Source organism: Nibrella viscosa (assembly GCF_039541875.1).
GTDB lineage: Bacteria > Bacteroidota > Bacteroidia > Cytophagales > Spirosomataceae > Nibrella > Nibrella viscosa.
In genome coordinates this window covers 1-12,612 of the sequence record NZ_BAABHB010000013.1, presented here as the reverse complement: position 1 = coordinate 12,612, position 12,612 = coordinate 1, and the positions used below count along the sequence as shown (strand labels likewise).

Here is a 12,612-nt window from a genome sequence, read left to right as displayed (position 1 = left end):
CGACGTCTTTCACCAGCGTGTACTGATAGGGTGCTGTAATACCGGTTGCGTTAATGGAGAAAGACCCGTCTTTGCCCCCGCAGGTGGGCTGCTTCAGGCTATTTATTGTCAGGGTAAGGTCACACTGAACCTGTGTGTTAACAAACGAGAAGAGGGCAAGTATACCCGTAAACAGGACAGCAAAGAAGTACCGCTGCCGAAGGCATTGATAAATGTTTATCCGTACAGATACTTTCATAAAATTACTGATAAAAAGGTGGAGGGTAAATTCAATTGCTTTTCTCAACCAGCGATTAAGTTCGCGAATGGAGACAGACCTGAATCGGACTATATACTATGCAGGATAAAGCGGTAAACAACCGCCCACGTAGGCAACCCGTGGAAGGAGACTATGGAGTCAAGTCCAGAATAAGCGTTGAAATAAATTATGAACAAATCTACTATTATCCCACAAACGAGAGGTATCCGGAAGCGTGATTTTTATTATCCGGTAACAGGCAAGTCACTAAAAGTCAAATAGCTATTCTTAGGAAGCAATAATACTACCCATATTTCAGACTTCAGCGCCCAGGCACTGGCCTTTGCTCATTTTGCAGTAGACATCGGGCAACCAAAGTGAATTTCGCTGACTATTTTTAGTGATTTATAAAACTTTTAGGAACTACTGCTCGTCCGGGGTACGAGCGGGCGAATTTTTTAAACCAACGGAAAGTATCGTTCCTTCAAAACTTTCAAATGGTGAATCGGATGGCCGGTTATGACAAAACCCAGCGCCAGCACGGATAGCTTTTTGTTGAAACAAATGCCTTCCCGATGGAGCATCTCGTCGGTGAAATTTCGGTAGAGCGCCAGGCTGGATGCACGCACGGTAGAAAACTCCTCCAGCAGATCGGAGATGGTGCGTTCGCCAGCAGTGGTATACTGCGCAAAGCTTTCTTCGTCGAAGCCGGGCAGGGGTGTCTGGTCGTTACGGGCGAAGCGCAGGGCCCGGTACGACAGAATTCGTTCGGTATCAATGCAGTGTTGCAGTATGTCCTTAACGGTCCATTTGCCGGGGGCATATACCCGGTCGCCCACAGCTTCGAGCTGGGCTTGCAGGGGTCCGGCAAAGAGCGATGCGTTTTGGGCCAGGGCATCCCGGACGGGCAGATCGTCGACCAGGTTGATGTAGCGGTCGAAGAACTCAGGCATGGGGTGGATATCCGATTTTTTCATGGCAGGAACGGTGGGTTGTATACGGTTTAGCAAATATAGCTGGTTGACTGACGGATCTGTCTTACAATAATAGCTGTAATTTTGGAAACAGTACAGATACAGTTTTCGATAATGAGATGCGTACAGATCCGATAACCCAACGAAAGCCGGCCGGCAAACCGGAACACCTTTATCTGCAGCTCGCCCGGAACATTGAGCAGCAAATCCGGGATGAAGTCCTGCGGGTGGGCGACAAACTGCCTTCCATCCGGACGGTCTGCCGCGAGCAGGGCATCAGCATGAGTACCGCCACCCAGGCGTATTACGAACTCGAAAGCCGGTCGCTGATCGAATCACGGCCGCAATCGGGGTACTATGTCAGCCGCTCGCCACGCCGGCAACTGCCCGTGCCGCAGACAAGCCGACCGGCCGAAAAAGAATATCAGGAAAGCCAGGAAGACCTGATTCAGAATGTCTATGCCGAGTTGCACCGGAGCAATACCATACCCCTGTCTTTGGGTGTACCGGCCGACGATTTACTACCCATTGCGAAACTCAACAAGGCAATGGTGCAGGCCATGCGCAAGCTGCCCGCCGGCGGCACCCAATACGAAGAAATTCAGGGTAACGAAAAACTCCGCCGGCAGATTGCCCACTGGTCATTTACCTGGCAGGGGCACTTGTCCGACAAAGATATTGTCACCACGGCCGGCTCCATGAATGCCCTGTCGTACTGCCTGATGGCGGTAACCCGACGCGGAGATACCATTGCCGTGGAAAGTCCGGTGTATTTCGGGATACTGCAATTGGCCAGAAGCCTGGGACTGCACGTGCTGGAACTACCCACCCACCCGCAAACCGGCATTGAGTTGGACGCGCTGAAGAATGCCTTGCCGACGCTGACCGCTTGTGTGCTGGTCAGTAACTTCAACAACCCACTGGGCAGTTGTATGCCCGACGAACACAAACGGGAGGTGGTCCGGTTACTGGAGCATCACAACATTCCGTTGATTGAAGATGATTTGTACGGCGATGTGTATTTCGGCCAAAACCGCCCGAAATCCTGTAAAACCTACGACAAAGCCGGGCTGGTGCTGTGGTGCGGCTCGGTATCCAAAACGCTGGCTCCCGGCTACCGCGTGGGCTGGACGGCCCCCGGCCGGTTTACGGAGCAAATTACCCGGCTGAAAATGTTACACTCAGTTTCGTCCACGACACTTACCCAGGAAGTGGTCGCCAACTTTCTGGCCAACGGCCGGTACGAAAACCACCTGCGCAAGTTGCGCCGGACGCTGCACACCAACAGTCTGCAATACAGCCGCGCCATCGCCGATTACTTTCCGGAAGGCACCCGCATCAGTCAGCCTCAGGGCGGGTTTGTGTTGTGGGTCGAGCTGGCCAAAACCATCAGCACCGTGGAGTTGTACAAACGAGCCATGCGGCACGGCATCAGCCTGGCTCCCGGCCGCATGTTTACCCTGCAAAATCAGTTCGACAACTCCATGCGCCTGAGTTACGGCCTGCCCTGGAGCCACCAAATCGACCAGGCGCTGAAAACGGTGGGTATGCTGGCGAAAAACATTTACCTGGGACGGTAAGGCATAAACATCGACTCAACTCTTGCAAAATTGAACTAAGTATGCCATATTACCATTATAGTAATGAAATAATGCATCCTATAGCTATGGCATACGCAGCACTTCCGCCCCATTCCGCCGTTTATGCGCCGTATACGGTCATTGATAAATCACGCGAGGGCGTTTTGCGGTCCGAAGCCGATCAGGTAGCTTCTTTGGCTGGGTTAACCGATATTGAACTCGCCCGGTGCCTGAACATGTCAGTACGCAATCTGCACCGGCTTAAGCCCCACGAGCGCCTATCCCGTGACGCGTCGGAACGGCTCCTGCTACTAACTAATCTGCTGCGGCATGGACTCGATGTGTTCGACGACGATAAGGAGACGCTGGCCGACTGGCTGCGTTCACCCATCCGGGAACTCAACAACCAGTCACCCATTCAATTGCTTGACACGACCACCGGTTTCGGACTTGTGGATGACGTGCTGGGCCGTATCGAACACGGTATTGTCGGCTAAGAAGATATGCTGACTGTTTACCGAACCGTAAAGGCGAAATACAGAAACGAACCACTATCGACGGAGGGTGCCCGGTTGTTTGGCAGCCGCTGGAACCCCAAAAGCTTTCCCCTGCTATACACGACATCGTCGCCGGCGCTGGCTCTGGTAGAGTTGCTGGTACATCAGCCCCGTGTCCGCTACGAAAAATTGCCAAACCTATCGCTGGTCACGCTGGCAGTCCCTGATAGCGTAATTATCTATTCGCCAGAGCAACTGCCCGACTATTGGAATGTAGAAAGCTACGAACGCACCCAATGGATATTACGTGACTGGCTGACCCAACCCGCAACGTTGGCAGCCGCCGTGCCGTCGGTGGTCGTGCCGATGTCGTACAATTACCTGATTCACCCTGCCCATCCGGACTTTAGCCGGATTCAAATTATCAAAGCAGAACCATTCCCCATCGAACGTCGGCTAGGGCAGGATGAAGACAGACCTGCGGAAAATACATAATTGGCTATGCCAAAGCGATATCTATATTAACTTCCGTGCGGAGATTCGGCTGATTGATGGCGGTACACCTTTCATGCGCATTATATAGGGTAAATAATAAATTTTTATTGATAATCAATAAAAATTTAGTACGTTTACGGCAGATCTTTAATTGGCCAAGTCATATGAAACGGATGTCAATAGTGTTTCTTCAGGCAGTAATCGTGCTAATCGGCATTGTAGCGCTTGCCATGTTGATTCGGTTTCCCTTAACTGAGGGAAGAGCCACAAACTTAGATTTGGTTAGCATTTACGCTGACCCGTTTATCTTGTATGGATACGCAACATCGATTGCTTTTTTTATCGCCCTTTACAAGGCGTTTAAATTTTTAGGATACATCGGAAAAAATAAAGTATTCTCAGCAGACTCTGTTAAGGCGTTAAGGGATATAAAGTATTGTGCTATTGTACTCACTATTTTGATTGTGACGGCAGGACTATACATAAGGGTAGCACACCACAAAGATGACGACCCTGCGGGTTTTCTGGCTGTTTGCATCGTGACTACTTTTGCCTCTATCGTCGTTGCAACTGCTGCGGCAATCTTTGAAAAATTATTGCAAAATGCCGTAGATATGAAATCTGAAAACGACTTAACCATTTAAGCTATGCCAATTACAGTAAACTTAGACGTGATGATGGCAAAGCGAAAAATTTCTCTGAATGAACTTTCCGACAGAGTTGATTTGACATTATCTAACCTTTCTATTTTAAAGACAGGAAAGGCTAAAGCCATTCGTTTTAGCACTTTAGACGCAATTTGTAAAGCATTAGACTGCCAACCAGGTGATATTCTGGAATATGTCGATGACGAAAAAAGAACACCTCACCACTGAACAGGCCCTGGAAGCCGCTATCGAGAAACAGCTGACCGGTACTACCCGCCAGGAACTAAACGAGCCGGAAAGCTCCAGGCTGAAAGACCTGGGCAGCCCCGGGCCGTGAATAAACCCACGGCCCGGGCTGCGAAATCAATACATCATCAGGGTGTCAGGTACAGCATCTTGCCTACAACCTGTTTCGCGTTGTACTGGATACGGTAGTAGTAGATTCCCGCCGGGCGCCGGCCGGCATCCCAGGTAGCGTCATGCTCTCCGGCGGGCTGTTGCCCCTGCACCATTTCGTCTACCTGATGACCGATCTGATCATGGATGGTGATCCGGACAAAAGCCGGGTCGTTCAGCAGATACCGGATGGTGGTTAGGCCCGAAAACGGATTCGGATAGTTCTGGTGCAACATGCGCATCGTTTCCTTGCCTACGGGAGAAATCTCAGACAACGACAATACGCCATTCATTGGCAGCGAGGCCTCACTCATACTTGTATTGCCGTTGCCATCGGTAGCCGTACAGCGCAACACCACTACACTTCCCTTGACTGAGGTCAGGTTACCATTCGCGTCGAAACCGAACAGGAATTTATTCTTCTCGTACTTGGCATCAATCACCTGCCCACCGTTTACCCTTACCCCACCATCCGCCACAATCTTGGCCCAGAAGGCCGCTGCATCCGGAGCCTGCACACTCACCGAGTTTTTATCCGTATCGATGTCCAGACTGTACGAATTCTTTTTGTTTTTCAACGACACGGAAGGGTTGGTCAGATTCGGAATCCGAATCACGGAACTGCTGGAGGCAATCACGGTACACACATCGGAGGAGGAGCAGGAAACCGTATACAGGTTATTTTTACCGGTGGGCAGCAGGGCGGCTTGTACCAGTGGACCATTGGTGTCCTGTACCTTCACGGTGATGGTCGTTTCGGCTGACGCTCCGCATTGATCCACCACTTTGAGTTTGACGGTATGAACACCCGTGGCGAAGGTCACCTGAGTTGTTGCCGACGAAGTGGGTCCGGCGATGATAGTGTTATTTTCGTACCAGGTGTAGGTTAGGGCACCGCCTTCAGGATCGCTGCTACCGGAAGCATTCAGGGTCACCTGCGTACCCGATGGCCCCTGGCATTCTTCGGTTACATTGCCGGCCGAGGCAACCGGGGGCTGGTTGGGACTGATTATTTCCAGCGTAACGGTAACGGGATCAGACGCATTGCCCTTCGAATCCTGCATGCGGTACTGAAACGAATCAGTACCGGTAAAGCCGGCATTGGGTGTATAGGTGAATGAGCCGTTGGGAAAGGCCGTCAGCGTGCCATGATCCACGTCGTCCACCAACGTGGTGGCCGAAATGGCGTCTCCGTCCGCATCATAGTCATTCATCAGGAACCCACTCGCCACAATAGTCAACGGCGTATTTTTCACCACTCCGAAAACATCATTCGTACCCACCGGAGCTCTGTTGCCTTCGTATACGGTAATCATAACCGTAACGGGATCAGATGCATTGCCCTTCGAATCCTGCATGCGGTACTGGAACGAATCGGTACCGGTAAAGCCGGGAGTGGGTGTATAGGTGAATGAGCCGTTGGGAAAGGCCGTCAGCGTGCCATGATCCACATCGTCCACTAACGTGGTGGCCGAAATGGCATCGCCGTCCTGATCAATGTCATTCATAAGAAAGCCGGGTGCTGCAATTGAAAGACTGACATTGGCCAATGCCCCATATTGATCTTCATTTCCTATGGGCTTCCTGTTAAAAGCCTCCTCCACTATAATGGTCACGGTTATGGGATCAGAGCTATTGGCAGAAGCATCCTGCATGCGGTACTGGAACGAATCGGTACCTACAAAGCCGGGACTGGGCGTATAGGTGAAAGACCCGTTGGGAAAGGCCGTCAGCGTGCCATGATCCACATCGTCCACTAATGTGGTGGCCGATAGTGCTTCCCCATTCTGATCAATGTCATTCATCAGAAAGCCGGGAGCCGCTATGGATAAAGTAATTCCTTTCGATGTTCTGTAGGTATCCGGAAACCCTATCGGCAACACGCCCGGACCAATTACTACCAGCGTAACCGTAATGGGATCGGATGCATTGCCCTTCGAATCCTGCATGCGGTACTGGAACGAATCGGTACCGGTAAAGCCGGCACTGGGTGTATAGGTGAATGAGCCGTTGGGAAAGGCCGTCAGCGTGCCATGATCCACGTCGTCCACTAACGTGGTGGCCGAAATGGCGTCTCCGTCCGGATCAACGTCATTGACCAGAAAACCAGGGGCAGCGACGGTTCGAGTTGTATTTTGTATTACCCCGAATATATCATTTGTCCCTAAGGGAGCTCTGTTTCCCACAAATACATGGATCGTAACGGTAATGGGATCGGATGAATTGCCCTTCGAATCCTGCATGCGGTACTGGAACGAATCAGGACCGGTATAGCCCGGGCTGGGTGTGTAGGTGAACGAGCCGTTGGGAAAGGCCGTCAGCGTGCCATGATCCACGTCGTCCACTAACGTGGTGGCCGAAATAACGTCACCGTCCTGATCCAGATCATTGGCTAAAAAACCGGGGGCAGCGATCACTAAGACAGTGCCTTTCAACGCACCGAAAATATCATTGGATCCGACCGGGGTGCGATTGCTCCTTTCACGCACCTCAATGGTCACGGTTATCGGTTCAGAAGCATGGTTAGAAGCATCCTTCATACGATACTGGAAGGAGTCGGTACCCACAAAGCCGGGAGTGGGTGTATAGGTGAATGAGCCGTTGGGAAAGGCCGTCAGCGTGCCATGATCCACATCGTCCACTAATGTGGTGGCTGTTAATGCCTCCCCTTCCAGATCGATATCGTTGATCAGAAAACCGGGCGCGGCTATGGATAATGTTTTGTCAGTCGCCGTAACATACTGGTCCTGAATGCCAACAGGAGTATCATTACAGGCAATGACACTCATTATCCGCGCTTTCTGATTCGATCGTTGTTCAACAGGCAATGAACCAACCCGGGATTCCGGCTTCGATTCCTTAGGAAAAGGAACAGGTTCATTTTTTCGCAGCAAACGGGTTTGTTTTTCCTGAGAAAATTTCTGAATGTACGGAGGCCGGTCCGATAGGGTCTGGACCGGTCCTGTAATAGGGGACGGACTACTCAGGATTGGTTGCGTATAATTCGTCGGGGCTACCTTTTGGGTGTTTACTTCCGCTTTTACGGGTAGTTTTTCCTGCGCAATACCGATGGCGGGAAGGACAGTCATCAGCAGCCAACATGCTAATGAAGCCCGATGGGACACTGCAATGTATAGTCTTTTCATACGGTAAGGTGAAGATGAGTGAAGAGCTATGTTTAGAACATAATGTGAATTTAATTTTTTTTAGAATGATTTTAATTATTATAGGAAATATTTTCAGCGCAAACGTATTAAAGTTTCTGAATTACAGCTATCCGTTCCCCATCAGGAAGACCATATGTCGCGTAGCCAGGTCGATGAAATCATTCAAAATAGTGACTTGACTACACCCCAGAGGTGGCTTGCTAATTTCTTAATTCATATATTGGCTTCCTGATTTTCCTCTTAGAATTATACTATACTGTGCCGTTACAACCGATTCACTATTCCCGTCGGTTGCTACTGGAAAGATATTCGCGAGACAACCGTGAATGTGAGGCTGGCGCTGGAACGGGCGTTCCGGGGTATTGAGCAGGCCAACCAGGAATACCTCTACGGCATTTTCGGCAATGCCCAGTGGAGCAGCAAAAACATGCTCTCCGGCCACTCAGAAAACGGCAACGGCCGCCCTGACGGAACTTTTTCCGGTGCTTAAAACCGACGGGACGCCTGTTGTAATAGAGCGCATCGTGACCAACATCGATCAGATTGTTGAGATAGTCCGTTGGTAACACTACCTGTAATACGAAATGTGTTACCAGCAGTATTACTTTTTCAAATAAACGAGGGATTTGCTGGACCGCCCTTATTAAGTTTACCGTTTAAAAAATTCCGGCTCAAAGGTATTCCCAATTCTTGTTCAGCATTATCTGTTCATTACCTTTGAAATTTAACCCTTACTGAGAACACCCCTGGTACCTCAATGAAGATTGGCTACGCCCGTGTTTCAACCACTGACCAGAACTTAGACTTACAGGTTTGGCCGAATTTGAGCGGGATCTTATCCGCGAACGAACGATGACGGGTTTGGTGGCGGCTAAGCTGAAAGGCCGTACCGGTGGCAAGCCCAAAGACCTAAACGAAGACGCCAGGAAGCAAGCCCGTTTCTCAATAAACATTACCTACTCTTTTCATGAACCAACAAGTCCATAATAAACTCGTCTCTTTTATCTGGTCAATTGCCGATGACTGCCTGCGCGACGTATATGTACGAGGGAAATACCGCGACGTGATTCTGCCTATGGTGGTGCTGCGCCGGCTGGACACTCTGCTTGAACCAACCAAAGACGCCGTGATGGAGGAAGTCAGGTTCCAGCGGGAAGAAGCGCAGTTTACCGAATTAGACGAGAACGGCTTGCGCGAAGCGTCGGGCTATGTCTTTTACAATACCAGCGACTGGACCCTTCAGCGCCTGCGCGATACGGCTACCAATAATCAACAATTACTGGAGGCAAATTTTAAAGCGTACCTGGACGGTTTTAGCCAGAACGTCAAAGAAATCATTGACAAGTTTAAGCTCCGAAGCCAGATCAGGCACATGGCCAGTAAGGATGTGCTGCTGAATGTGCTGGAGAAATTCACGTCGCCCTATATCAACCTCACTCCTTTTGAAAAGCTTGATCCGGAAGGTCGCCGACTACCGGCCCTTTCTAACCTGGGCATGGGCTATGTCTTTGAAGAACTGATCCGGAAGTTCAACGAAGAAAACAACGAAGAGGCCGGTGAGCACTTTACGCCCCGTGAAGTAATTGACCTGATGACGCACCTGATCTTTGAACCCATCAAAGACCGGATTCCGCCGGTTATGACGATCTATGATCCGGCCTGCGGATCGGGTGGGATGCTGACCGAAGCACAGAACTTTATCATCGATGAAATGGGGCTGATACGCGCCAGCGGAGATGTGTACCTCTACGGCAAGGAGATTAACGACGAAACCTACGCCATCTGTAAATCCGATATGATGATTAAGGGCAATAACCCCGAAAACATCAAAAACGGCTCTACCCTATCGACGGATGAATTCTCCAGCATGAAGTTCGACTTTATGCTCTCGAATCCACCCTACGGTAAGTCGTGGGCTAGTGAGGTCAAGTACATCAAGGACGGCAACGAAGTAATAGACCCTCGTTTCCGGATCAGGCTGAAGAACTACTGGGGTATCGAAGAAGAAGTGGATGCTACACCCCGCTCCTCCGACGGGCAATTGCTCTTTCTGATGGAGATGGTCGATAAGATGAAGCCGATGAAGGCCAGCCCTATCGGGTCGCGCATTGCGTCGGTGCATAACGGCTCCAGCCTGTTTACGGGCGATGCCGGGGGCGGTGAAAGCAACATCCGGCGGTACATCATCGAAAACGACTGGCTGGAAGCCATTATTCAGTTGCCCAACAACCTGTTTTACAACACGGGAATTACCACCTATATCTGGCTGCTGAGCAACAACAAAGCCCCCGACCGGAAAGGCAAGGTGCAATTGATTGATGCCGGACAGCTTTACCGCAAGCTCCGGAAAAACCTGGGGGCCAAAAACTGCGAGTTTGCGCCCGAGCATATTACCGAGATTATGCAGGTGTACCGCGACATGGCCGTAGTAGACCGCGAAGGCGACGAGGGACTGGCCAGCAAGGTGTTCCGGAATCAGGACTTCGGGTATTACAAAGCGACCATTGAACGGCCCAAACGGCTGAAGGCACAGTTTACCGCCGAACGCATTGCCGAACTGCGGTTCGACAGCAAGCTCCGCGAACCGATGGTATGGGCCTGGGAAACCTATGGCGACCGGGTATATACCGAACTGGACAGCCTGGCGAAAACGCTGGTGGAGTGGTGCGAAAAGCAGGAGCTGAACCTATCCAGAAAGCAGCAGGATGCCCTGCTGAACGCCGATACCTGGCTGAAACAACAAAACCTGCTGCACCTGGCCGAGAAGCTGATGGCGGCTATCGGCACCGACGAGTACACCAACTTCAACCGCTTTGCACTGGCCGTAGAAATGGAGCTAAAAGCGCGTGGGGTGAAGCTCTCGGCCTCCGAAAAAAAACAGATTCTGGATGCGGTAAGCTGGTATGATGCCGACGCCGAACGGGTAATAAAAGGCACGGTGAAGCTGAAAGGCGATAAGCTCGACCAACTGCTGCACCGCCTGGGCTGCGACCCCAGCCAGTTGGCCGACTTCGGCTATTTTGCCACCGGCAAGCCCGACGAGTACCTGGAGTACGAAACCGAGTCAGACCTGCGCGATACGGAGAACGTGCCGGTGGGCGAAACCACGCTCGACGAAACCATCCACGGCTATTTCCTGCGGGAAGTAAAGCCGCATGTGCCGGAAGCCTGGATCAACCTGGAGCAGACCAGGATTGGCTACGAAATCAGCTTCAACAAATACTTCTACCGCCATAAGCCCCTGCGGACGCTGGAAGAAGTGAGCGCCGATATTCTGCAACTGGAAGAAGAAAGCGAAGGCCTTATCCGAAATCTTCTGGCATTTAGTCAATAGCCCCATAAACGTCCGGTCACGTAAACCCCGAAAGGGGCCGCCGTTGCGGAGGTGACACGAATATAAAACCAATACAAACGTTCCGGTGAACCCCGAAGGGGTGATACGATTATAGAATATACCAAGATTTATACCATTAGACAAACCCCGAAGGGGTGAAATGATTATTGAACAGCCCACGTCTGTACCGTTAGGCAAACCCCGAACCGGGCCGCCGTCGCGGGGGTGACATAGTTTCAACTTATAATCGTGTCACCCCTTCGGGGTTCACCGGGAATGCACGTAATTGGCCTGTTTCTATAATCCTGCCATCCCTTCGGGATTAATTCGCCACCATTCATTACTATTGTACTACCGACCCTATCAACCATGATCGATACCGATAACGTAACCCAGAACCCTACCGCAACCCTCCCCCGCTACCCGGCCTACAAAGATTCGGGTGTGGAATGGCTGGGCGAGATTCCAGAGCATTGGGAGGTAAGGCGAATTAAATATCTATTTAAAGAGAAGAATATTCGCTCAAAGACAGGTATAGGGAAATTATTATCACTTAGCAAGTATCATGGAATTATTCCACGCTCCGAGATTACTGACAAGGTAGAGTCAGCGAACAGCTTAGTAAATTACAAACTTTGCTCAGAAGGTGATTTAGTGCTTAATAAGCTTCAAGCGTGGAATGGAATGTTAGATATTTCAAAATATGAGGGCTTAGTAAGTCCGGATTATTCTGTTTATGAAAGTACCATTTTGAATATTGATAAAAGGTATTTCAAATACCTCTTTAAGACGCCATTATACGTTGCTGAGTTTTCTAAAAGCTCAAGCGGAATTGGAGATGGATTCTTTAGATTGTACACAAATGTCTTCTTCAATATCTTCTCCATCCTTCCTCCCCTCTCTGAACAAACCCGTATTGCAGAATTTTTAGACCGCAAAACCGCCGACATCGACAAAGCCATTGCCCAGAAAGAACGGCTGATCGAATTGTTGCAGGAACGGCGGCAGGTAATGATTCATCAGGCCGTCACACGAGGCCTAAACCCGAACGTGCCGATGAAGGACAGCGGTATAGAATGGATTGGCGAGATACCGGCGCATTGGGCGGTGAAGCGCGTCAAAAATATTTTCCGCTTAATAGTAGACCCGGCTCCAAATGTCTTAGCCCCCTAAATAGCTGGACATAGATTCTACAAAGTATCACTTTTAACTTTGTAGCAATCATGAGCAAAAAACGAAAAACCTGGACCGCCGACGAGAAGCTGGCTATCCTTCAGGAAGCTG

General features: G+C 50.5%; 12 protein-coding genes. 9 read left to right on the top strand and 3 right to left on the bottom strand.

The genetic code is table 11. The features are described from left to right. Together ABD931_RS23200 and ABD931_RS23195 are read right to left on the bottom strand one after the other, a co-directional pair. A partial coding sequence (locus ABD931_RS23200) for a SprB repeat-containing protein (protein ID WP_345270402.1) occupies positions 1–238 on the bottom strand: 238 nt, incomplete at its 3' end. A 458-nt stretch (positions 239–696) separates the two neighbouring features. Next, positions 697–1,215, bottom strand: a complete 519-nt coding sequence (locus ABD931_RS23195) for a DinB family protein (RefSeq protein ID WP_345270401.1) — start codon at positions 1,213–1,215, stop codon at positions 697–699. Between the two features lie 116 nt (positions 1,216–1,331). Between ABD931_RS23195 and ABD931_RS23190 the strand changes: the two genes are divergently transcribed. The 6 genes from ABD931_RS23190 (at position 1,332) to ABD931_RS23165 (ending at position 4,768) form a co-directional block, all read left to right on the top strand. Then, positions 1,332–2,792 (top strand): aminotransferase-like domain-containing protein, encoded by a 1,461-nt coding sequence (locus ABD931_RS23190; RefSeq protein ID WP_345270400.1) that lies wholly within the window; start codon positions 1,332–1,334, stop codon positions 2,790–2,792. An 86-nt stretch (positions 2,793–2,878) separates the two neighbouring features. Next, positions 2,879–3,289 carry an Xre family toxin-antitoxin system antitoxin gene (locus ABD931_RS23185; RefSeq protein WP_345270399.1) on the top strand — a complete coding sequence of 137 codons (411 nt, stop codon included), beginning with the start codon at positions 2,879–2,881 and terminating at the stop codon, positions 3,287–3,289. 6 nt (positions 3,290–3,295) lie between these two features. Continuing rightward, positions 3,296–3,784, top strand: coding sequence for an RES family NAD+ phosphorylase (locus ABD931_RS23180; protein ID WP_345270398.1), 489 nt, complete (start codon positions 3,296–3,298; stop codon positions 3,782–3,784). 164 nt (positions 3,785–3,948) lie between these two features. Further along, positions 3,949–4,428 carry a DUF2975 domain-containing protein gene (locus tag ABD931_RS23175; RefSeq protein WP_345270396.1) on the top strand — a complete coding sequence of 160 codons (480 nt, stop codon included), beginning with the start codon at positions 3,949–3,951 and terminating at the stop codon, positions 4,426–4,428. Positions 4,429–4,431: 3 nt separating this feature from the next. After that, complete coding sequence (locus ABD931_RS23170; protein ID WP_345270395.1) at positions 4,432–4,659, top strand: helix-turn-helix domain-containing protein; 228 nt, start codon at positions 4,432–4,434, stop codon at positions 4,657–4,659. Next, positions 4,631–4,768 (top strand): hypothetical protein, encoded by a 138-nt coding sequence (locus tag ABD931_RS23165; RefSeq protein WP_345270394.1) that lies wholly within the window; start codon positions 4,631–4,633, stop codon positions 4,766–4,768. Before ABD931_RS23170 ends, ABD931_RS23165 begins: the two co-directional genes overlap by 29 nt. Before the next feature lie 37 nt (positions 4,769–4,805). Here the strand turns inward: ABD931_RS23165 and ABD931_RS23160 are convergent, their stop codons facing one another. Continuing rightward, entirely contained in the window at positions 4,806–7,916 is a 3,111-nt protein-coding gene (locus ABD931_RS23160) for a cadherin-like domain-containing protein (RefSeq protein WP_345270393.1), read from the bottom strand. Between the two features lie 400 nt (positions 7,917–8,316). On the opposite strand from ABD931_RS23160, the gene ABD931_RS23155 reads away from it, so the two are divergent. The 3 genes from ABD931_RS23155 (at position 8,317) to ABD931_RS23140 (ending at position 12,501) form a co-directional block, all read left to right on the top strand. Further along, positions 8,317–8,484: a hypothetical protein gene (locus ABD931_RS23155; RefSeq protein WP_345270392.1), complete on the top strand. Its 168-nt coding sequence runs from the start codon at positions 8,317–8,319 to the stop codon at positions 8,482–8,484. A gap of 477 nt (positions 8,485–8,961) precedes the next feature. Beyond that, positions 8,962–11,328, top strand: coding sequence for a type I restriction-modification system subunit M (locus tag ABD931_RS23145; protein WP_345270391.1), 2,367 nt, complete (start codon positions 8,962–8,964; stop codon positions 11,326–11,328). 369 nt (positions 11,329–11,697) lie between these two features. Beyond that, positions 11,698–12,501: a restriction endonuclease subunit S gene (locus tag ABD931_RS23140; RefSeq protein ID WP_345270390.1), complete on the top strand. Its 804-nt coding sequence runs from the start codon at positions 11,698–11,700 to the stop codon at positions 12,499–12,501. Positions 12,502–12,612 lie beyond the last annotated feature (111 nt).